This is a genomic window from Peribacillus sp. YIM B13472 (genome assembly GCF_042788005.1).
GTDB lineage: Bacteria > Bacillota > Bacilli > Bacillales > DSM-1321 > Peribacillus > Peribacillus simplex_E.
Genome location: NZ_JBHZPG010000011.1, coordinates 19,707 through 42,667 on the forward strand (window position 1 = coordinate 19,707; position 22,961 = coordinate 42,667).

Below are 22,961 nucleotides of genomic sequence, written 5' to 3' on the forward strand. Positions count from 1 at the left end.
CTGGACTTTTATATTAGGATTATCTCAAAGGAGAGATGTACATGACAAGAATAAAAGAATCATCGCAGGGATCCAGTCCATTTCAAAGATTATTTCATTCTGAAGAGATTACGCATAAATGGTCGGAGCTCTCAGATTGCTTATCTGCAGATGGGAAACTTTCAAAGAAGTTAAAGGAAAACGTCAGAAGAGTTCTGGCATACGGTAATGGCTGCTCATATTGTCAGGCAAAAGGGATTCCACTACAGCCGGAAGATATGAAAGAAAGCTATGCAATCGCCTTTGCGGAAGTATTCCTCTTGCAACGTGAAAAAACGGAGGAAAAGTTTTTCCTAGTATTGAAGGAGGCATTCAGTGATGAAGAGATTTCTGAACTATTGGCATTCATTTGTTTTACAACGGCCCAGCAATATTTCGGGGCTTTGATGGATTTATAATAACACCAAAAAAGGAACAGGCACCGCGCCTCGTTCCTTTCTGTAAACCTTCATTAGTTTCCGTGCAAACCCATTTACAAGGATCGGTTGAAATTCCACTTAGGATTTCGCACCATGATCCTCCATTTCATTGATCCTAGGAAGGATGGAGCGGGAAGGTACCGGGGATGTCAAAACCACGGATGTATTCAGATGTCCATAGGGTATTAATCGATCTATCAGTAATCTCATGCTGTCCATATCAGCTAAAGCCGCTTTCAAAAAATATCCAACTGTTCCTGTTACACGGTGGCACTCGATAATGTCTAAATCATTTTTCACCAATTGCTCAAAATCGGAAACAGGAACCTTAAGTTCACTCACCTGAATGAACACAAGTACACCCCTTCCTATTGCCAAAGGGGAAACCCTTGCGCTGAACCCCTCAATGATTCCCTTTTCTTGCAGGCGGTACATACGTTCAGAGATGCTAGGTCGACTGAGAGCCAATTTCTTCGATAGTTCACTAATCGTAATTCGTCCATCTTTTTGTAAAAGTTCCAGTAAACTGACATCTATTTCATCCATGAAGCAACCGCCTTTCATAATGAAGGAATATAAGCATATATTTCTTTAAAATGTTGTATGGATAGCGAAAAATACGTTCTTTTTTGTATGTAATTTTAACAGTTAATATTCTATCATTAAAATAATCAAATAGAAAAAGAAAATTCAGAACTTTACCAAAGGGAGGAACCTGCATTGACCTTTACGAAAATCCCGGTTCGACAAAACATCGAAAGCATTCGTCCATATGTTTCCGGCAAACCAATTGAAGAAGTGCAACGTGAACTTGGTCTTGAAACGATCGTTAAATTGGCATCCAATGAGAACCCATTCGGTTACTCACCTCTAGCAAAAGAAGCCATGCTTAACGAAATGGAGCAAACCTCCTTTTATCCTGAAGGCATGGCGCCTGCATTAGCTGAAAAACTGGCAAGAAACTTGAATATCAATAAAGATCATATCATTATGGGCAATGGATCTGATGAAGTGATACGTTTGTTGACACGAACCTATATCCAACAAAATGATGAAGTCATCATGGCTGATGTGACATTTCCACGCTATGAAACGAATGTATTGATTGACGGCGGCATACCTGTAAAGATTCCTCTTACCAATGGTGTACATGACCTTCAGGGTATGTATGAAGCCATAACAGATAAAACGAGAATGATATTCGTCTGTAATCCCAATAATCCGACAGGAACGATCGTTCAAAAAGAAAAGTTACGCTCTTTCATCGAGAAGGTGCCGAAGCATATTTTACTGATCGTTGATGAAGCATACTATGAATATGTCGATGATGCAGAATATTTAGAAACCTTACCGCTTCTCAATACGCATTCAAATCTGGTTATCTTACGCACTTTTTCAAAGATTTATGGACTGGCTGCTTTAAGGATCGGATACGGTTTAATGGACGCTTCCATCATACAAGAGCTAGTTAAAGTGAAGGAACCCTTCAATACCAATCGTTTGGCACAGGCTGCGGCATTCGCTTCCCTCGACGACCATTCATTTGTTGAGAATTGTGTTCGTAAGAATGAGGAAGGAAGAAGATATTTAGAAAATGAACTAAGCAAGATGGGTTTGACATTCTTCCCTTCACATGCCAACTTCTTGATGGTTAAATTGAACCAGCCTGGCAAGGACATTTTTGAGAAGTTATTAATTCAGGGTGTCATCATCCGTTCAGGTCATTTGCTAGGCTATGAAAATACCATCCGCGTGACAATCGGCACTCCGCTTGAGAACGAGAGATTCATAGCATCCTTACAACATATAATCAAGAAAACATCTGGAGATGACCAATCGAAATGAAGTTGCAGAATATCAGTGATCAGTAATGAAAGAAACGACATGGACGCCTTTGCCCATGTCGTATCTTTTATGCAGATTTATTTAGCGATTTTTTTTTCTATTATAGGTGTTTCCTGTTTGTCCACTCTTTTAAATTTAAAAATTGAAATCAAGATTAAGGCAGCCAACACAATCAGGCAAGTAATGATACTGATTCGATTCTGATCACTGAAAACGAACGTGACACAAATGATGCTTAACGTGATTACGGTAAACAAGGTTATATATGGAAATCCCCACAACTTAAAACTGGGAGCTTTGGGATATGAATTGCGAAGTTTAAGCTGCGCTAAACAGATGCTGATCCATACAAGTGATACTACAAAACCCGGAAATGCCATTAATAGAGTAAATGCCTTGTCCTGTGCAACGAAAGTAATCATGGAGCCGACAATCAATACAAAAGCACTTAATATCAAACTATACAAGGGAACGCCATTTTTTGATACATAAGAGAACGACTTGGGAGCTTCCCCTTCTGCAGCTAAAGAATGTAGCATTCGGGTACACCCATATATTCCAGAGTTAGCGGCAGATAAGACGGCCGTAATCAAAATGAAATTCATGATATGTGCAGATCCCTGAAAACCTGACATTGACAAAACCTGTACAAACGGACTTGCCTGGTCGCCGATTTCATTCCACGGAATCAAACCGCAGATTACAAGTATCGGTAAGGTGAAGAATAATACAACTCTCCAAATATAGTTTTTAATGACCTTAGGTAAAATGCGTTCTGCATCCTTTGCTTCCGTTACCGTCACCCCTATTAACTCGGAGCCGCCATAGGAGAACATGACGATCAGTAATGCCGAAAAGATGGACATCCACCCATTCGGGAAAAATCCTCCATGCCCTGTGAAGTTTTGCAGATAATTAGATCCGCCGCTTGGGATCACACCAAATAAAATACAGGCTCCCAATATGATGAATAAGATGATCATTGTAATTTTAATGCCGGCAAACCAAAATTCGAATTCACCATAATTTTTGACATTCATCATGTTAATCCCAATGATGAAGGCCGCACACCCTAAACTTAATATCCATAGCGGGATTGCCGGGAGCCAATACTGCAAAAAGCTTCCTGCCACCACTACCTCAATCACACAAACGGACAGCCACATAAAACAATACATCCAGCCTACGATGAAGGAAAGGCGCTTACCGAATGCTTTCTGAACGAAGCCTTTCATATTCGTATTTGGATAGACAATTGCCATTTCCGCTATGGCACCCATGACTACTAGCAATAACAATCCTGCAAAAATATAAGTGAATATGACTCCTGGCCCTGCTAACGATATGGTTTCGGCACTTCCTTTAAAAATCCCAGTACCTATTGCCCCTCCCATTGCCATCATGCTAATATGCCTCGGCAATAATTTCTTTTGCAATGACCCACCTTTTGACTCCATTACATTTGCCTCCTTCATTCCATAATTTTCTCGTATAAATTAAACCCATTTAATCGTTGAATGGCGAATAGATTTGTTATCTCATCAACCGTTATGGTTTAGGAGTGGAAGGATCCAAAGCCTTATTGAAAACTCTATACTTCCCCAAAGTAAAAATGATATCAATATGCCGATGGTTTTACAAGAGGGAATCATTGCAGGCCAATACGGCCCCTGTTTGGTCAAACGCCGGGACATAATTCCAAATGGAGTGAATTTACTGATAGCCTTGCCTTTCGGGTCTTTGACTCCATTAAGATAAAACATTCTAATCGGGGACTACATTGGTAATCCCCATGAATTTACCTTTTCCTATTTATTTACGATGTGAATTGCATGTCCCAAAACTGCTTCAGCCGCTTCCAGCCACCCCTCGGTCAAGGTCGGATGAGGATGCATGCTGAGGGCTATATCTTCGACCCGAGCCGCCAGCTCAAGGGCAAGGACCCCTTCACCTATAAGGTTGGAAGCATCAGCACCTACCATATGCATTCCAAGCAATATATGACTATTGGCATCCACGATGACTTCTGCAAATCCCTCCGTTTCATTCGTTGCAAGCGCCCTTCCGTTGGCACTGAACGGAAATTTGCCAACCTTTACGCTGTATCCCTGTTGTTCAGCTTCTTCACGGCTTAAACCAACACCAGCTATTTGTGGGTCCGAGAAGATTACATAGGGAACATAAGGCGAGTCAACGGCACTTGGCAGCCCCGCTATCACTTCAGCTGCCACGATTCCCTGTTTGGACGCTCGATGGGCAAGTGCCGGACCAGGCGTAGTATCACCGATGGCAAAGATGTGCGGCACATTTGTACGGCATTCCATATCCACTGCTATATGTCCTTTCTCACCAACCGTCACTCCAGCCCGATTCAGGCCAATTTCTTCCGTGTTAGGAATTCTTCCAATTGTAACCAGGGTCTTTTCGCTCACGACCGCTTCCGTACCCTGTTCTTCCGAGGAAACAAGAAGATGCACTTGACCATCCACTACACTCGCTTTCTCTACCCTCGAGGATGTTTTGATATTGATCCCAAGCTTCTTGGCATTCCGGGTGACGTCCTTTACCAGGTTTTCAGCAACTTGAGGGAGTATGCGATTGGCCATCTCAATGATGGTCACTTTAGTCCCTAACTTTGCAAATGCCATACCCAGCTCGATTCCGATATATCCTCCGCCAATGATCGACAAGCTCGCTGGAACTTCATTCAGCTGCAAAGATGATGTTGAATCCAATATATATTCTCCATCGACTTTTATGAAGGATGGAATGAAAGGCCTGGACCCTGTCGCAATAATTGCCTGTTCAAACTTGTAGGTTTCAAAATCACCACCGGTTTCAACTCCAATGCGGTCATCAGATAAAAAAATTGCTTGGCCTTTAACCACCGTCACTCCGTTTTCCTTACACAAATGGGCAATACCATGCCCCAACTGGGATGTGATGCCCCCTTTCCAATCCTGCCAAACCCCCAAGTCCATAGTGGTTCTTTCCTGAGGCAGCCGGATTCCCATTTTCCCTAAATCGTTAAGCCCATGGTATTGATCAGCTGCGTGAATCAATGCTTTTGAAGGTATACAGCCCCGATTAAGGCAAACCCCGCCCAACTTATCCTTTTCAACCAGCACGACCGATTTTCCTAACTGGCCGAGACGGATAGCCGCAGCATATCCTCCCGGACCTCCTCCCATGATGACAACATCCGTCTCAACAGCAACTTCCCCTACTACCATTTATCTCATCTCCACAACTAAACGAATTGGATTTTCCAGCAATTCCTTAATTTTATTGGTAAAGTGCACCGCTGTTACCCCATCAATCAAACGATGATCGAAAGAAAGAGACATATTCATCATTAAACGGATAACACCTTCCAAATCGCGAACGACCATGCGATGTTCCATTTTATGCAAAGCCAATATGGCAGCTTCCGGATAGTTAATGATCGGGGTAGCGTGCATCCCTCCAATCGGTCCTACATTGCTGATGGTAAATGTACTGCCTGTGATTTGGTTTATACTCAACTTCCCTTCACGAGCTTGGGTTGCCAATTGCCTGATTTCATCAGCCAGTTGGAAAATGGTTTTTTGATCGGCATGTTTGATCACAGGAACAATGAGACCCTCTTTCGTATTCGTCGCAATCCCAATATGATAATAATTTTTCAGGATGATTTCATTGGTTCTTTCATCAATTGAAGCATTTAATGTTTTGAACTCCTTTAAAGCGATGACAATGGCTTTAACGAAAAACGGCAAAAAAGTCAATTTTATATCCTTATCATCTGAGTACTCCTTTAATTGACTTTTAAATTCCTTCAATCGGTCCATTTCCAATTCATCTACATGCGTTACATGAGGAATGGTCGAAACGGACTTTACCATATGTTCAGCGATTTTTTTACGAATGCCTTTAAGCGGAATCCGCTCTTCCCGCTCATTTTCCAAACCATTTGCCAGTACGGCATCCTTCATCGGGGCCATCTCTTGACCAGTCTTGTCATCATGCTGTTTGGCATCTTCCCGTGTAATCGAATCATTTTCTTTAAACTGCTTCAGGTCACTTTCGGTAATTCGCCCAGCCGGACCGGAACCTTTAACCTTCTCGATATCAATCTTCATTTCCCTGGCCATTTGACGCACAAATGGGGTTGCCAACGCACGCACTGCCTGATGGTGCTGTTTAGTCGTAATATGCTCCGCATTTACTTTTACATCACCGGATTGCCCGACTTGGTTTTCTTCTTCACTAATGTTTGTATCCGGAACTGACACATCGTTCTCTTCCTGAATTGTGAATATAGTGGTTCCCACTTCCACGATATCCCCTTCGGAAAAAAATATTTTCTTGACCACTCCCGCTGCAGGAGCCGTCAATTCCGCATTGACTTTATCCGTTTGCACCTCAACAATGGGTTGGTCCTGTTTGACCGCCTCCCCTTCTTTGATGAGCCATTGGATAATTTCCCCTTCATGCATCCCTTCCCCTACATCAGGAAGTTTAAATTCCATCATGCGTCATCCTCCTTCTCCCTTAATCACAATTAAAATGATAACGTTTCGACAATTCCTTGTTTTACACGGTCAACAGTCGGTAAATAATGATCTTCTATTGTAAACGGCGGAACCGGTACATCAAAACCTGTTACACGCTTAATCGGCGCTTTCAGGTAAATAAGAGCTTCATCATTAATGATGGAGATAATCTCCGCACCTAATCCGGCAGTCTTATGAGCTTCATGGACGATTAATGCACGACCTGTCTTTTTAATGGATTGCACGATCGTATCCCTATCTAAAGGGTATAATGTTCGAAGATCGACCACTTCACACTTCCAGCCTTTTTCTGCTTCAATCTTTTTCGCGGCATTCAATGCCTCCCTTAACATGGCCCCCCATGCATAAATGGTCAGATTGCTTCCCTCCTGGACCACTTTTGCTTGCCCGATTGGTATTCGGTACATTTCTTCGGGAACTTCTTCCTTAAAAGCCCGATACAATTTAGTCGGTTCCAAAAAAATCACCGGATCTGGATCTTCGAGGGCTGAAATGAGCAGCCCTTTTGCGTCATATGGATTACTGGGTGCAACCACCTTTAAACCCGGGGTATGGGCAAAGAAGGTTTCGACACTTTCGGAATGAAGTTCAGGTCCCCTGATTCCGGCACCATATGGCGTACGGATTAAAAGGGGCACCCCAAATTGCCCACGGGTACGATACCTCATACGGGCAGCATGGGAAACGAGTTGTTCGAATCCCGGATAAATAAAGGCGAGAAACTGTATCTCTACTATGGGCAGCATTCCGTTAAGGGCTAAACCAATGGCAGAGCCGATGATTCCGGATTCAGCTAATGGCGTATCCAGGACTCGATCTTTTCCATACTTCTCATAAAGTCCTTCCGTCGATCGAAAAACCCCGCCATTCACTCCAATATCCTCACCCATGATCATCACGCGATCATCATGAGCCAGCATTTGGTCCATCGCTTCCGTAATAGCCTGGAGCATCGTTAAATTTCTGCCCATTATTTCTTCCCGCCTTTCCTTAAGATTTGGTTCAATTCCTGCTTCTGTTCCTTTAAATGCCATGACTCCTCGGCATATACATGGTTAAACATTTCGAGCGGGTCGGATTTTGGATACCCTTCGGCTTTTTGAAGGTGAGCATCAATCAGTTCGTTGAATTGTTTTAACGCCAATTCCTCCTGCTCTTCATTCCAGTGACCCTCGGTATTCAAATACTTTCTAAGACGTGTAATGGGATCCCGGTTTTCCCTCCAGAACGTTGAAATTTCGTCCTGATCGCGATATATGTTCGGATTGTCTGCAGTAGTATGGGCGCCATAACGAAAGGTAATGGCTTCGATTAATGTAGGTCCTTCCCCTTTAAGCGCTCTTTCGACAGCCTGCTTTACAGTCAGCCATACTGCGAAAATATCATTTCCATCCACTCGCACCCCATGGATGTCATAAGCGGCAGCCCGCTGGGATATTGTTTTGGATGCCGATTGCTTTTCAAAAGGGACACTGATCGCGTAGCCATTATTTTGGCAGAAAAAGATTGTTGGGGTTTTATAAACGCCAGCAAAATTCAGTGCCTCATGAAAGTCCCCTTCAGAAGTGGCTCCATCACCAAAATAAGCAATGCTAACATTCTTTTCGCCCCTAATCTTACTTGCCCAAGCCGTTCCAACGGCATGAACCATTTGAGTGGCAATTGGAACACTTGGAGGCAATATCCTTTTTCCTTCTGGACAAATTGAGCCATCAAAATGCGCCATCCAGTATAGGAAAACACGGTATAATTCCTGCCCATGAATGATTGCCGCTCCATGATCACGGTATGTGGGAAACATCCAATCCCCTGCCGACAACGCTAAAGCGCTTCCTACCTGGGATGCTTCCTGTCCTTCAAAAGGTGCATAAGTTCCAATCCTGCCTTGGCGCTGGAGATTAATGGATTTTCGGTCAAATGTTCTGAGCAGGAGCATGCTCTCATACATCTTTAACATAAGTGATTTATCGATTTTTCCATCAATCGTTTCAATGATTTCCCCATCAGGAGTCAATACACGAAATATTTCCGGCTCAACTTCATTTGAATACGCTTTCATTATTGGGTTTCCCGTCTTTTCCATTTCATTTCTCCCCTTAAGATAGATTTGTTTCGCAAACTTACCAAGGTTTTGAACAGTCATGAAATAACAGCCCAAAATGTATTTATTGGTCTTTATGTCTGTGATTAAATGCTGTTTCATAAACTACATTTCCTTATATAAAAGGATAATACATCCATGTTTTTAATAATATGTTAAATAGAATGAATTTTTCACAGTTTACCTTTATTTAGAATATGTTTTCTGATACCTTACCTTCATTTTGAAAATAAGAACCATTAATGGGGAAATTTCATATTGATTACCTACAAATTGTTGATATGCTCGATCGATTTCTGGACTATCCAAAATTTTCCATCATAAAAAAAAGACCCATTATATAATTATGGGTCTTTTTGCATTTCATGATTGATGGGGGTATTACAAGCACCGGAAATCGCTCCTGCCATAACCGCAATCCATTTGCGGAATACCCTACCAACAAAATTAGAAAGATCTATCTTTCAAATGTTCCTTTCACGACAGCTCGACCATCTTTGACCATGATCTGCCCCATCGCAATAACACTATTCATTTCTAAAGTTTTTTTCTTCATCATGATGATATCGGCGTCCTTACCTACCGCAAGCTGCCCCTTTGTAGAAAGTTTTAAAATGTTTGCCGGATTTTCCGTCACAACTCGTATGGCATCGGCAATTGTCACTCCATCCTCAAGGATCGCATCGACAACACAATCATATAAGGACATGCATGTACCAATGTTCAAACCGCGCAGGTTACCGCCGCCATCGAAGTCAGGCAGGCTGGCTTGTCCATCTGAAGTTATGGTGATCTGCCCGATTTCAACGCCTTTTTCCAGTGCCATTTTTATTGCTGTACTTGCTTTGACCTCGCCTTCTTCAAGGAACTTCTGGATCGTACTTGTCGTAAAATCGATATACCCCCCTTTTTTTGCATATTCCACACCTGCATTGAATAAATGCGGATTTCGGTTTATATGTGTAGGGTAGAACTGAGTGATCGGTATTTCCGTTGTCTCGACAACTTCTTCAATTACATGCAAATGATCTAGACTGTCGCCGACATGAATGTTGACGATACCGCTTTTCCCGGACAACAGACCTCCATTACGCGCCTGAGAGGCCAGTTTAGCCAGTTCAGCTGCAGTCGGCTGTGAAGAACGATGATCGGCAATGGCTATTTCGCCAACACCGATAATTTTATCCACAAGAATCAAATCATCTTCGATCTTACCGGTTAACGTCTTGACTGGAACTTGATAGGAACCAGTTTGAACGAAGCAGCTAATTCCTTCTTCTTCAAGCGCTCTCGCTTTAGCAAGCAGTGCTGGCATGGTCCTTGTCGTTCCATCTGTTCCGATGACCCCTACCAATGTCGTTATACCCGCTAAAGTGGCATCTGTTAATTGGATTTCTGGTGTCCTCGTTTTAAAGCCCCCTTCCCCACCTCCGCCGATAATATGTACGTGAGCATCTATAAAACCCGGAACCACAATTTGACCACTCGCATCAATCACTTTCATTTCAACGAAATTGGCAGGTACATGAATCTTGTCCTCAATGAAGCCAATTTGCTTTCCAACCAAGAGGATATCTTTTTGGCCCATATATTCCGGACCATAAAGCTCCCCATTTTTAATAAGTGTGAGCATTGTTCGTTCCCCCTTCAAAAACTGAAATTTTCAAATAGGTTTCAAAATCTTTCACTCGGGTAAATATACAACATGACCCGCTAACAATTACATAAAAAAGACCAAACATACTTGTTCATTTTAAAAAGTTGTAGCTGAATTGACATCTTGATTATGCTTTTCCAAAAGTATAAAAACAAAAGGAGTATACGACATGAATAAAGTGATTTCTTCTGATATCAAAACAAATAAAAGATTATCCATGCGACAAATCATGAATCTATATCAAGTTACAAAAGAATTTAAAGGGAATATATATTTTATCTGCAACCATAAATTGGTCGATGCCAAGAAACTTTCGACTTTCGTATCCTTTGTGCTCATTCTTCAAGAGTGTGCAACCATGAAAGTCATACTTGAAGGCGAGAATGTACATGCCATGCTAGAAAAAGTACAGGCTATTTGTAAAGAAAATGATGAAAGTGCATTTGGATTCCAATCGAACCAAACCGTTAATATTTAAATGATTCCAACTACGTCATGAAGAGGGTGTATATATATGAGAACCATTTTAATGGTTATAGGCGCAATCGTCGTAATCGGCATAATAGCAAATCTCATTTTTTAAGAACGACGAAAGACTGTCAATTATTGACAGTCTTTTTTGTTGATTGAATTAAGCAAAAGCTTGTTCATTCTTTCTTTCCTGAATCACCATGGCAACTCCCAGTCCCTCCATTTATTCAAACCTTCCCGAATTTCCTTTCCTTTATCAATCCAATTTTGTCTCCTTTGCTCCTCTTCTTCTTTTGCCTTTTGCTCCTCTTCTTCTTTTGCCTTTTGCTCAGATATAAGTGCCTGTTGTTCAGCTATAAGCGGACCGATATCTTGAGCTTTAAAGGATTGAGCGGCTTGATTCTTTAAAGCTTGCGACATAATTTTTTGAAAGATGAGTGCACTTCCCTGACTGCTGTGTGTCGTTAGATAATGCTTTTCGTCCGTCTTATCATATCCAGCCCATACAGCACCGACCAGCGAAGGTGAATAACCGATGAACCATTGATCTTTAACCCCTGATATTCCTTCGATGGGAACTTGTGTGGAACCTGTTTTACCTGCTATTTCATAACCGGAAACAGCCGCGTTTTTCGCTGTGCCATATTCCACTGTTCCAAGCAGCATGGCATTCATTTTGTCGACGGCGCCTTCAGAGGTCACTTTGGTGCTTTTCTCTTTCCAGGCGGCTACCTCTTTTCCATCGGCATTTTCTATTCTTACAATGGCATGGGTTTCCATCCTTTCCCCATCGTTGGCGAAAGCTGAAAAGGCTCCCGCCATCTGCAGCGGGGACACACCTTTTTTCATCCCCCCCAAAGCTATCGATAGGTTTCGATCATCCTTTTCATATGGAATCCCAAACCGCTTAAGTGAATCAAGCCCCTTATCGATGCCAATCTCATTCAATAGCCAAACCGTTGGTACATTCAAGGAATTCATCACCGCTTCATACATCGGCACTTCTCCTTTATATTCACCACTAAGGTTTGTTGGCTCATATTCACCAAAGCTCATTTTTTCATCCTTTAAAGGGTCAGTGATATCGTATCCCTCTTCAACCGCTGGCAAGTATACGACAAGCGGTTTAATGGATGAACCAGGAGATCTTGTCAGTTGAGTTGCCCGGTTATATCCCATGAATTGATGCTTACCTCTCCCACCGACAAGTGCCTTTATGCCTCCCGTTTCAGGATCAAGGAGGACAGACCCGCTTTGAACCAGTTCTTCGGCACTCGTTCCCACTGGAAAATTGGCATCATTCGCATACACGGTTTCTGTAGACTGCTGCATGGATTGGTCCAGTGTCGTGTATATTTTGTAGCCCTTTGAAAGCAGCTCCTCAAGCTTAATACCATATTTACTCGATGCTTCCGATAAAACATGATCGACAAAATAAGGATATTTACCTCTTAATGGATCTATTTCCTTCTCCCCCATAAGAAGTGTCACCGAATCTTTTTTTGCAGCTGCTTCTTCATCTTTCGTCAAATAACCATGTTCCGCCATTCTCGAAAGAACCAAATCACGCCTCTTGACTGCCCCGTCTAAATTCTTGTAAGGATCAAGTTTGGATGGCAAGTTAATGACACCCGCCAGCAAAGCTGCCTCGGCAACGGTCAATTCAGAGACCTCTTTGGAAAAATAAATATTTGCGGCCTTCTTGATTCCCCATGCTCCATGGCCAAAATAAACTTGATTCAAGTACATTTCCAGAATTTCATCTTTTGTATATTGATTTTCAACTTCCTGGGCTAGAAAAAACTCTTCTATCTTCCTCTTCAATGTTCGATCCGATTCCAGCATCGTGATTTTCACAAGCTGCTGGGTGAGAGTGCTCCCGCCTTCAACAACACTTCCAGCCTTCGCATTTTTAACCAAAGCCCGCATAATCCCTTGATAATCTATGCCATGATGTTCATAAAAACGGTGATCCTCAATGGAAACCACCGCTTGTTTCATATGTTCCGGTATTTCATCTATCGCAACCCCTTCGGATTTATTAGCCGTGATCGTACTGGCAAGATTCCCATCCAGATCATAGATTCCTGTCGGTTGCTGAAGAATATTTTCAAGATGGCTTATATCTGCACCCTGCCTGAAATACAATAGTGTACCGGCGCCTAAAACCACAATTGCCAATATTATAATTAGACCTAATTTCACTAACCCTCTCATTTGTACCCCCATTTTCCCATCTGCGACATGTTTCATTAAAAATATTTTACCCTTTTTATTAAAGAAAACACGCCCAATGAATAAAAGGCGCCCTTTTCTTGTAGCACTATACTCGCGAATCGGCATCCTTTCAATGATATCCCTTTATCGCCTGAGCATGCCAGCTAAATGAAGGACCAGATTTCATCCTACCATTTTAACTATGCTCGTATCTATCCTTTACCCGTAAAAGGCAATCTATATACCGATTAAGGCGTGAAGCCATTTAAAAGTGGGTATAAAACTTATAAGGTCTTATAAAGGGGAGAGATGATATCAATGAAAGACTTAAAACATATTGTCATCGCTTTTGATGGAAATGAAGAGAGTAAACGGGCCGTGGAATATGGAGCAACATTGAAAAAGGCCTTTCCAAAAGCCGAGTTGACAGTAGTTCATGTACTGAATGATAAGGTTGAACAGCGTATCATGGGAGACGCCTCGGCTCCGGGGTTCGTACCTGCTGCCGGATTTTATGTGGATCCAGTCCAGACACATCCCGTTATTGAAGTCGATCAGCCAGGACCTCAAAAGGTAAATGACACCCCTTCCCCCGTCGAGAATAGTATTCAGAACGCGGAAAGTAATACGTTGCGATTGTTAAGTGAATGTCAAGTCAAGGGAAGATTCGAACTATTGGAAGGATATGCGCCAGATAGCATATGTGACTTTGCAGCAAGAACTTCAGCTGACCTTATCGTTGTCGGCAATAGTGCTAAAAGCGGTTTGGAAAAATTCTTCCTTGGCAGTACAAGTAGTTCCATTGCGAAAAACGCACCCTGTTCGGTATTCATTGCAAAATGAAGATTGAGCGGGTTCGCCCTGTATGGCTCAAATAGAGCATTCTCCGAAAAAGGCCGGATCCTTATAGAATCCGGCCTTTTTGTTAATAGGATTTTTTCAGTCATACATTTGGAGCAGCCGAAAAACACTGTGGCGCTAATTGCTGCCCAAAACCACATCCTACACAGCGCTAACTATCAGGTTCAAAGTGTCACTCTCAGTCATTTGGCTCCCCTTGCGGAAGTATTTAATTTTCGATCATCGGTTAGAATATACTATTAGTTTCTACAAATGACAATTAAAGAAAATGTATATATCATCTCAACTTGCCATTCCCATTTTATGGCGATATTCTTTCGTTTAACCAACTTCTTTACAGACCTTCATTACACCTGCCATTAATCAAGTTAGATGGCTAAATACGACAATTTTCTATAGACTCACTAAGGTTTGATTTAATAAGCCTAATTTACATTGGGGAGGGAATGGACATGGATAAACATTCAATTTCAGCTGAAAAAGGCGCCTACATAAGCATTGTTGCTTACATATTCTTGTCTGCTCTTAAATTGTCATTTGGTTATTTCGGTGATTCTAAAGGGCTTTGGGCTGATGGTTTAAATAATACGACCGACATCATCGCTTCCTTAGCAGTATTGATCGGTTTGAAAATTTCAAAGAGACCTCCTGATGATAATCATTCATATGGTCATTTACGGGCAGAAACCGTAGCCTCGTTGGTAGCTGCCTTCATCATGATCACCGTAGGCCTTCAGGTAGTATTCAGTGCCATTGAATCCTTCATTAACCAAGATTCAACAACCGTTCCCAGTATGCTGACCGGTTATGTCGCTCTTTTCTCTGCAATTTTCATGTACGGAATCTACCGTTATAACTTATCATTAAGTAAAAAGATCAACAGCTCTTCCATCTATGCAGTTGCACAGGATAATCGTTCCGATGCCCTTGTCAGTGTTGGTGCTTTCATTGGAATAATCGGTTCTAAGATGGGAATCCCTTGGCTGGATGCGATAGCTGCAGCAGTCGTGGGGGTCATCATATGCAAAACGGCTTGGGACATCTTTCGTGATGCCTCCATCTCTTTAACTGATGGTTTCGACGAGCAGCTCCTGCAAAAGATCGGACAAACCATTATATTGACAGAGGGTGTTAAAGACATGAGTGAAATTAAGGCCCGGATGCACGGAAGTGAAATCTTGCTCGAAACTACCGTTCATGTTAACCCTCTTTTGACCGTCATTCAAGGTCATGATATTACGGTTAAAATCGAAGAAAATCTTTTGAAGGAATATAATATCCAGCATGCGATCGTTCACATCGAACCATATGCATTTCATAAAAAAGGTAACCGTCATTAACTTTACGGATACCTTTTTTTGTTATTAATTACTGTAATAAAACTGTGTCAAAAAAAGGGATTTATTTATTGATTGCCGAATATTTATCCAATTGACACATGTTAAAAGGACATTAATCTGTTATCATGAAATCAAGATGTAATTATTTTGATATTTTGTAACTTTATTCAAATAAAGCAATTTCTGGGTCAAAAGTAAATTCATTTTCCTACAGTATGGAGGGCAAAATGGTATCTAATCGAGAAATGACCATTCACTTTTTATCTTCTCAAAAAAGCAGTATCATTTCCAAATGGAAAGATGAGTTGCTGCATTTACCGGACGGATATCTGGGGTATTTTAAAGGAGAAGTGGAGAATATTTTCAATCTGCTAATGGATCAGCTTGGAAAATCGGATACTGAAATAGACGATGTACTGAGGGTCGTAGGGGAAAAAATTGCGTCTGATCGAGTTAATAAGCAATTGGATATGGAAAATTTCTTTTCCACTGCAACCATCGGGAGATCCATCATCATAGAGCATGTTTTGAATTCCGAATCATCCAAAGAAGAAATATCGGATCTAATCAAGCATGTAAACGTTTACTTCGATAAACTCATTCATTTTGCATTTTCCCATTATACCGAATTGAAAACGATGGAGCTTGAAGAACGCTATCAATTCATAAGCCCAAACCATAAAGACCGGTTGACACTCCTTGGCCAAATGACCTCAAGCTTTGTCCATGAATTCAGAAATCCACTGACTTCCATCATGGGATTCATACAATTGTTACAGGCAGAACAACCTGAGATAAAATACCTTGATATCATTTCGAAGGAATTGGATCAGCTCAATTACCGGATCACCCAATTTCTTAATATTTCCAAAAAGGAAACTTCAGCATCACCACCTGATCTATTTTCCATTGCTCAGCTTGTGAATGAGGTGATCGAATTTTTATATCCAAGCATTTTGGAAGTGAATGCTTCCATTACATGTAATATTGCCGAGGATGCCGTAATTTCCGGTTCAAAAGAAGAATTCCGTCAAGTTTTACTTAATATTATATTAAATGCTCTTGATGTGGTTGCAGGGATGCCTTCCCCGTCCATTTACATTTCAGGCTCTGAATCACCACCCGGCATTCTTACTTTAAATATATCGAACAATGGGCCGAAGATACCTGACGACGTCCTGCCGAATATTTTTGAACCATTTATCACCACAAAAAAAAGAGGAACGGGATTGGGATTATTCGTCTGTAAAGAAATCGTTTTAAAGCATCAAGGAACCTTATCCTGTCACTCTACCGATTTCCTTACGACCTTTTCCATACAATTAAAAACTAAATAATGGATAAATATCCTTTTTTCCTTAGGTTTTTAGTGTGAAATTTTTGACTGATTGACGTCTGTTTACTTATACTAATAGGTAGGTTCCACTACTAATCGAGGTGAATGATCCTATAGATTGAAAATAAAAACCAGAGTAATTTTCATACGAGATAGACGAGACTTATTTTTCATCTAACATTTTATATACTACTATCATTTCATTCATTATTGGTTTTGGGAGGTGACTGGGATAATTAAATCGTTCTCAACATCTGGCGATTCTATTTAGTCCCACACTAATTGGACATATTAAGTTTTTTATTTGTCATTATTTTAATTGCTTTAACGGCCTTTTTTGTAGCTTCGGAATTTTCGATCATAAGGGTTCGCAGCTCTCGGATCGATCAATTGATTGAAGAGGGAAACAAAAAAGCCATTGCGGCAAAGAAGGTTACATCCGATCTTGATGAGTACCTATCCGCGACACAACTTGGAATTACCGTAACTGCCCTTGGATTGGGGTGGCTAGGGCAACCAACCGTCCTCAAATTGGTTGGGCCTTTATTCAATGCATTGAACATCCCTCAAGAAGTCACAAGCATTCTGACATTCGTTATTTCATTTTCCCTGATTACGTTCCTGAATGTGGTTGTAGGTGAATTGGCTCCAAAGACGGTTGCCATCCAAAAGGCTGAGCAAGTGGCCTTGGCAATTGCCAACCCGCTGATTTTTTTCCATAAGATTGCCTTTCCCTTCATTTGGGCCTTGAATCATTCTTCCCGATTTGTTGTCGGATTATTTGGCTTTAAGCCAGCATCGGAAAGCGAAATAGCCCATACGGAAGAAGAATTACGTTTCATCCTATCAGATAGCTATAAAAGCGGAGAAATTAACCAGTCGGAATTTAAATATGTAAATAACATCTTTGAGTTCGATGATCGTGTTGCCAAAGAAATCATGGTTCCAAGAACAGAAATCATGACCATATCCAAAGATGAAACGGTACAGGAATTCGTCGATGTGGCCAAATTGGAAAAATACACTCGATATCCGGTAGTCGAAGGTGATAAAGACCATGTCATCGGCTTAGTGAACTTAAAGGAAGTTTTCTCGGATCTTATTAAGAACCGGGAAATCCATATCAAAGCGATTGAAAATTACGCTCGTCCGATCATTCGGGTGATGGAAAATATACCAATTCACGATTTGCTGTTAAAAATGCAAAAAGAACGCATTCATATGGCCATTTTGATGGATGAATACGGCGGAACTTCGGGACTTGTCACAGTCGAGGATATCCTCGAGGAAATCGTTGGGGAAATTCGTGATGAATTCGATATCGATGAAGTTGCCTCAATCAGGAAAATTAAAGATGGACATTATATTTTAGACTCTAAACTTCTTGTAAAGGAAGTGAATGATTTACTTGGCATTCACTTAGAAGAAGATGATGTCGATACTATAGGCGGATGGGTCCTTACTGAAAATTATGATGTGAAGGTAGGGGACATCATGGAAAAAGACGGATTCTGCTTTAAAGTGATTGAAATGGAAGATCACGCCATTCGTTCTATTGAGGTCACCAAAAAGGTCGTACAGCTTCCTCTGGAAGAAGACCTTCCTCAAGGATAATGATTAAAAACAGCCACGTAAAAGGTGATTTTACGTGTCTGTTTTTTCAATTTGTTCATTTATCCCGTCCCATTTTTTTAACCGTTACGATTGGAGGAGTGCTCTTTTTTTTCCATAAGATATACAGCATGATAAAGATAAAGGAAAAACCAGCAGCCGGAATTAGATAAGGTTCAGTTATTTCCCGGATTTGCTGCCAATTCTCGCCAAGGACCCTTCCTAAGGTCAGGAACAATATGGTCCAAGGTATGACAGCCGCAACCGTATAAAATATAAACTTCCATACGGACATCCTCGCAATTCCGGCAGGGATGGAAATAGCATGGCGAACCACTGGAATGAATCGAGCCGTAAAAATCACGCCTACGCCATACCTTTGAAACCACTCTTCAGCATTTACAATATGATTTTCTTTTATTAAAATATATTTTCCATACTTCAAGAGAAAGGGCCGTCCTCCATAATAACCAGCCCAATAGAGAAATAGTTGTGCCATCGTCCCGCCTGCCACACCTGCAAGAACAGCTCCCCAAAAATTCATTTTCCCCAGGCCGACCACATAACCACCGTATCCTAGAACAAGCTCACTCGGGATGATTTCAACCATAAGCCCCAATAAAATCCCCATATATCCCATTTCCGCAAAACAGTTCAATATCGTCATAATAAGCTGTGATATCATGCTATCGGACTCCCCTTACCGCTAATTTCAAATTGTTTGTCCTTCTATCCTATTTCAGCTCATAACGTTCTATTCGCTTTTCATATCCAGTTTCACAATGCATCACATTTAGGAATGCACAAAAAAAGACCAGCTGATATGTACTCCGGTCTCATTGCATCAATATTCTTTTAGCTCCCGTTTTTGGGAAAATTGAGAAAAAACAGCTGTGGTGAGTAAGGATGAATCATTTTGCGAAACATTAGTGAAAATCTCCTGGCGTGATTTCGTTTTTTCAATATGAATCCCGAGATCCTTATACTTGTTGATTATTTGATTATTCATGCTTACCCTCCCTTTCTGCTGTACCGTTAACCTTTAACTTCCCATTTAACGAAAGTATAAAACCTGTTTAAACAATTCGCTCCAAAAAACAATCAATTGACTTGAATGGTTTGCAGCTGGTGTTCATGCACTTCGTCTTTTTCAACATGTACCTGCACCTTATAGGTTCCCGATTCTTCGAAAGATACCTTATTTAGATATGTTCCTTTTCCATCTTCTTCAGCTTTGGTGAAATGACTCTCTTCGCTGCCTTCCTTCCACACCTCGAAATTCACATCTGCATTTGTCAGTGGCTTCCCATTCAATTCAACGGTCGCTTCAAAGTTCGAACTGTTTCCTGCCTTTACAGGGTTACTTTGAAACTCGATGGATACATCCGTACTAGGATGAACCGATGCGCCTTCACTATCATGTTCTGGAACGACAACTTCTTTTTCAGGCATTACATGAAGGCCTTTGGCCGTTACATGGGAGACTACAATATATTTGCCTTGTTCTTCAAAAGTATGCATCACTTGATACATGCCACTTCCAGTATTCTTTGCTTCAAGCATTTCCCGTTTATCCTGCCCTGACTTTCTCACTTCAAACAGTACCTCATCTGCTTCATTCACCAATTGGCTTCCCTGTTTCACTGCCGTTTCAAGAATGACTTCTTTTCCAGGCTCCAATTTCCCTTTAATGACAATTGATGCATCCATCGATTCTGGAACAGCACTGTTCACTTCCTTATCCTCTGGCATTTCAGACTCTTGACACCCTGCCAGCATAACTAACAATGCAGTAAACATATAGAGTTTTTTCATATGAACTTTCCTTTACTATTTATTAGACTAAAAATCTGTCCTTTTCATATTGCCCATCCTTTCCTTTTTTCGGATTTTTATACATGATTCATCATCAAATAGTTCGCATCACGGTGACTGAGGTCAGCATGGCTACCGCGATGATCGTTAAAAATGAATATAAAAAGATTGAAGTCCCCACAACACTCAATCCGCAAAGAAGTACGCATCCATCAATGATAAAAATCAGCAAACCTACATTGAATCCGCTCTTCCTGGATAGGATCTGTGCCAGCATATCCGTTCCGCCGGTTGATGTCCCATACCGAAGCATCAAGCCGATTCCTAATCCAATCAAACCTCCCCCGATCATCGCACTTACATAAATGGGAAGATTCCATCCGATGACAGCGTCGGAAAAAATATCGATGCATAAAGAGGAAAAAAGCAGGCCATGCAAGCTGTTCAGGAATAATTTCTTTTCAAAGTACCAAGCATATATATATAATGGAATGCTGCTCAAAATCACACCCAGGCCTGTCGGAAGTCCTATATAGTAATGAAAAATCAGCCCAATCCCTATCATGCCGCCATCCAATAAATGATAAGGTATCAGGAAAAAATTGATTCCCACGCCTACAAGCATGCTGCCGGCAATGATCGCTGCCATCCTTTCCATGATTTTCATGGCTGCCACCCCCTTTAATCTGCATTTAGAACTTGTCTTGGACTCTATAGAATATGTATGAACCATCGAAAAAATAATGATACTGACCAATTTTTTATGAAACCGCCTCTAGTTTTCTGAATATTCTATAATATTATACAATAAAGTAGAGAAAACAGTCAAAAACAGCTAATTATTAGCTCAAACTGATCCTTTACAAGCAATTTACCGGATTTTTGGTGCAGGAAGCTATTTGACTGAATGATTAACTCTTTCTATAATGAAAGTATTTAAATTAATTAGATTGAGGTGATTTGATGGGGCATTAAAGAATGTTCGTTTTGACAGGCGGACGCTGATTTGCGTAATGGATATTTGCATCCTATTGAAAAATGGCTGCACTCCTTCAGACAGAAATTCTTCTATTTCCCGTCTACGCATCGCCAATCGGCATATACTATTATTCTCTTCATCACTTAAAGAAATGGGAGCTCAAGCGGCTGGACATCAATTACCACAGCCATTTTGAATGATTCCCGATAATATTCAGCACGGCAAAAAAAATATACTTGTATATTTTAAAAATGTAGGAGGTGGACTCCTTATTCGTCTCGTAGGCGAGTTAAGGGAGACTATTTGGACATAATAAACTTGGTTCTTATTGCCATTTTAATTGCTTTAACAGCATTTTTTGTAGCTACGGAGTTTGCGATTGTTAAAGTGAGAAGCACGAGGGTCGATCAATTAATTGAAGAAGGAAAGCCGAATGCACTTTCAGCAAAGAAGGTAATATCCAACCTGGATGAATACCTCTCAACATGCCAGCTCGGAATTACCGTTACCGCTCTAGGGCTTGGGGTGCTTGGGGAACCGACAGTTAAAAACATTTTGCACCCACTCTTGAATCAATTGAATCTTCCAAATTCCGCTTCACAAGCACTCTCAGTTGCAATTGCCTTTTCTTTCATTACCTTCATACATGTGGTTGTTGGGGAATTGGCACCGAAAACATTGGCGATTCAAAAAGCGGAGCAAGTAACTTTATTGGTTTCCAAACCTATAATTGGTTTTAACAAAATCATGTATCCATTCATCTGGGTACTGAATGGCTCTGCAAGGACGCTTACAAAAATGCTAGGATTAAAAGCAGTTTCCGAACATGATTTGGCTCATACAGAAGAAGAGCTTCGTATCATTGTTTCCGAAAGCTACAAAAGTGGCGAAATTAACCAATCAGAGTTTAAATATGTGAATAAAATTTTTGAATTCGATGATCGGATTGCAAAAGAAATCATGGTTCCACGTACAGAAATTGCAACGGTATCCAAAGATGATACGATCCAACAGTTTTTCACCGTTATGGCGGAAGAGAACTTTACACGATATCCTGTCATTGACGGAGATAAAGACCATGTTATCGGAATGGTCAATATAAAAGAGCTATTCACTGAAATGATAGACAGGAACAATCAGGCAGCATCAACGATCCAACGATATGTTCGCCCGATCATCCGTGTCATTGACAGTATCCCAATTCACGATTTACTTTTAAAAATGCAAAAGGAGCGCATCCACATGGCTATCCTCATGGATGAATACGGCGGTACGTCAGGTTTGGTGACCGTTGAAGATATCCTTGAAGAAATCGTTGGCGATATCCGCGATGAGTTCGACCTGGATGAAGTTCCGGATGTCCGAAAATTAAAAGAAGATCACTATATCATCGATGCCAAGGTATTAGTCAGTGAAGTGAATGATTTACTTGGATTGGATATCAATGATGAAGATATTGATACGATGGGCGGATGGATCCTTACCGAGAATTACGAGGCCAAACAAGGTGATATCCTGACTTATGGTCCCTATAACTTTAGGATAAAAGAAATGGAAGATCACCATATTCGTTATATTGAAATATACAAACAAGCAAAAGTCGTAAGCGAAGTAAAGGAATTCCCGATGATATCACAAACTGAAATCGTTTCATGATAATAACCCCCGTTCCTAATTGACACTAGGAGCGGGGGTTATTTTTTTTCCAACTGGT

Annotated in this window: 20 protein-coding genes; 8 read left to right on the forward strand and 12 right to left on the reverse strand. The window is 41.0% G+C overall.

Annotated features, from left to right (window positions below; genetic code table 11):
- Positions 1 to 41: 41 nt before the first annotated feature.
- A complete protein-coding gene (locus ACFX4I_RS11030) occupies positions 42 to 437 on the forward strand; it encodes a carboxymuconolactone decarboxylase family protein (protein ID WP_377420587.1) in 396 nt (131 codons plus the stop codon).
- A 99-nt stretch (positions 438 to 536) separates the two neighbouring features.
- On the opposite strand, the gene ACFX4I_RS11035 is transcribed toward ACFX4I_RS11030, so the two are convergent.
- Positions 537 to 1,004 carry an Lrp/AsnC family transcriptional regulator gene (locus tag ACFX4I_RS11035; protein ID WP_034314805.1) on the reverse strand — a complete coding sequence of 156 codons (468 nt, stop codon included), beginning with the start codon at positions 1,002 to 1,004 and terminating at the stop codon, positions 537 to 539.
- Positions 1,005 to 1,178: 174 nt separating this feature from the next.
- On the opposite strand from ACFX4I_RS11035, the gene hisC reads away from it, so the two are divergent.
- A complete protein-coding gene (gene hisC / locus ACFX4I_RS11040) occupies positions 1,179 to 2,303 on the forward strand; it encodes a histidinol-phosphate transaminase (protein WP_377420589.1) in 1,125 nt (374 codons plus the stop codon).
- Between the two features lie 77 nt (positions 2,304 to 2,380).
- Here hisC and ACFX4I_RS11045 read toward each other — a convergent pair whose 3' ends face one another.
- From ACFX4I_RS11045 to iadA, 6 genes are all read right to left on the reverse strand, one after another.
- Positions 2,381 to 3,760, reverse strand: a complete 1,380-nt coding sequence (locus ACFX4I_RS11045) for an amino acid permease (RefSeq protein WP_377420591.1) — start codon at positions 3,758 to 3,760, stop codon at positions 2,381 to 2,383.
- 351 nt (positions 3,761 to 4,111) lie between these two features.
- Positions 4,112 to 5,536, reverse strand: a complete 1,425-nt coding sequence (gene lpdA / locus ACFX4I_RS11050; protein WP_377420593.1) for a dihydrolipoyl dehydrogenase — start codon at positions 5,534 to 5,536, stop codon at positions 4,112 to 4,114.
- Positions 5,537 to 6,817 (reverse strand): dihydrolipoamide acetyltransferase family protein, encoded by a 1,281-nt coding sequence (locus ACFX4I_RS11055; protein ID WP_377420595.1) that lies wholly within the window; start codon positions 6,815 to 6,817, stop codon positions 5,537 to 5,539.
- Positions 6,818 to 6,846: 29 nt separating this feature from the next.
- Positions 6,847 to 7,830: an alpha-ketoacid dehydrogenase subunit beta gene (locus tag ACFX4I_RS11060; RefSeq protein WP_377420597.1), complete on the reverse strand. Its 984-nt coding sequence runs from the start codon at positions 7,828 to 7,830 to the stop codon at positions 6,847 to 6,849.
- Complete coding sequence (gene pdhA, locus ACFX4I_RS11065; RefSeq protein ID WP_230302261.1) at positions 7,830 to 8,918, reverse strand: pyruvate dehydrogenase (acetyl-transferring) E1 component subunit alpha; 1,089 nt, start codon at positions 8,916 to 8,918, stop codon at positions 7,830 to 7,832. Before pdhA ends, ACFX4I_RS11060 begins: the two co-directional genes overlap by 1 nt.
- A 499-nt stretch (positions 8,919 to 9,417) precedes the next feature.
- Entirely contained in the window at positions 9,418 to 10,593 is a 1,176-nt protein-coding gene (gene iadA, locus ACFX4I_RS11070) for a beta-aspartyl-peptidase (protein ID WP_377420599.1), read from the reverse strand.
- Between the two features lie 193 nt (positions 10,594 to 10,786).
- Here iadA and ACFX4I_RS11075 point away from each other — a divergent pair, with 193 nt between their 5' ends.
- Positions 10,787 to 11,095, forward strand: a complete 309-nt coding sequence (locus ACFX4I_RS11075; protein WP_061461953.1) for a hypothetical protein — start codon at positions 10,787 to 10,789, stop codon at positions 11,093 to 11,095.
- A gap of 188 nt (positions 11,096 to 11,283) precedes the next feature.
- On the opposite strand, the gene ACFX4I_RS11080 is transcribed toward ACFX4I_RS11075, so the two are convergent.
- On the reverse strand, positions 11,284 to 13,341 hold the full coding sequence (locus ACFX4I_RS11080) for a transglycosylase domain-containing protein (protein ID WP_230302236.1): 2,058 nt from the start codon (positions 13,339 to 13,341) through the stop codon (positions 11,284 to 11,286).
- A gap of 282 nt (positions 13,342 to 13,623) precedes the next feature.
- Here ACFX4I_RS11080 and ACFX4I_RS11085 point away from each other — a divergent pair, with 282 nt between their 5' ends.
- The 4 genes from ACFX4I_RS11085 to ACFX4I_RS11100 all read left to right on the forward strand — a co-directional run bounded on the left by ACFX4I_RS11085 (position 13,624) and on the right by ACFX4I_RS11100 (position 18,456).
- Positions 13,624 to 14,148, forward strand: coding sequence for a universal stress protein (locus tag ACFX4I_RS11085; protein WP_230302237.1), 525 nt, complete (start codon positions 13,624 to 13,626; stop codon positions 14,146 to 14,148).
- A gap of 470 nt (positions 14,149 to 14,618) precedes the next feature.
- The gene (locus tag ACFX4I_RS11090; protein ID WP_230302238.1) at positions 14,619 to 15,506 is read left to right on the forward strand and encodes a cation diffusion facilitator family transporter; all 888 of its coding nucleotides are present in this window, start codon (positions 14,619 to 14,621) and stop codon (positions 15,504 to 15,506) included.
- Positions 15,507 to 15,733: 227 nt separating this feature from the next.
- Positions 15,734 to 16,843 (forward strand): histidine kinase N-terminal domain-containing protein, encoded by a 1,110-nt coding sequence (locus tag ACFX4I_RS11095; protein WP_230302239.1) that lies wholly within the window; start codon positions 15,734 to 15,736, stop codon positions 16,841 to 16,843.
- Positions 16,844 to 17,124: 281 nt separating this feature from the next.
- The gene (locus tag ACFX4I_RS11100) at positions 17,125 to 18,456 is read left to right on the forward strand and encodes a hemolysin family protein (protein ID WP_230302240.1); all 1,332 of its coding nucleotides are present in this window, start codon (positions 17,125 to 17,127) and stop codon (positions 18,454 to 18,456) included.
- 55 nt (positions 18,457 to 18,511) lie between these two features.
- Here the strand turns inward: ACFX4I_RS11100 and uptA are convergent, their stop codons facing one another.
- The 4 genes from uptA to ACFX4I_RS11120 all read right to left on the reverse strand — a co-directional run bounded on the left by uptA (position 18,512) and on the right by ACFX4I_RS11120 (position 20,935).
- Positions 18,512 to 19,135 carry an undecaprenyl phosphate transporter UptA gene (gene uptA, locus ACFX4I_RS11105; RefSeq protein WP_377420695.1) on the reverse strand — a complete coding sequence of 208 codons (624 nt, stop codon included), beginning with the start codon at positions 19,133 to 19,135 and terminating at the stop codon, positions 18,512 to 18,514.
- Between the two features lie 162 nt (positions 19,136 to 19,297).
- Positions 19,298 to 19,462 (reverse strand): hypothetical protein, encoded by a 165-nt coding sequence (locus ACFX4I_RS11110; RefSeq protein ID WP_230302241.1) that lies wholly within the window; start codon positions 19,460 to 19,462, stop codon positions 19,298 to 19,300.
- Positions 19,463 to 19,554: 92 nt separating this feature from the next.
- On the reverse strand, positions 19,555 to 20,268 hold the full coding sequence (locus ACFX4I_RS11115) for a FixH family protein (protein WP_377420603.1): 714 nt from the start codon (positions 20,266 to 20,268) through the stop codon (positions 19,555 to 19,557).
- A 94-nt stretch (positions 20,269 to 20,362) separates the two neighbouring features.
- Entirely contained in the window at positions 20,363 to 20,935 is a 573-nt protein-coding gene (locus tag ACFX4I_RS11120) for a YitT family protein (RefSeq protein ID WP_309519136.1), read from the reverse strand.
- Positions 20,936 to 21,550: 615 nt separating this feature from the next.
- Between ACFX4I_RS11120 and ACFX4I_RS11125 the strand changes: the two genes are divergently transcribed.
- On the forward strand, positions 21,551 to 22,903 hold the full coding sequence (locus tag ACFX4I_RS11125; protein ID WP_230302243.1) for a hemolysin family protein: 1,353 nt from the start codon (positions 21,551 to 21,553) through the stop codon (positions 22,901 to 22,903).
- Positions 22,904 to 22,961 lie beyond the last annotated feature (58 nt).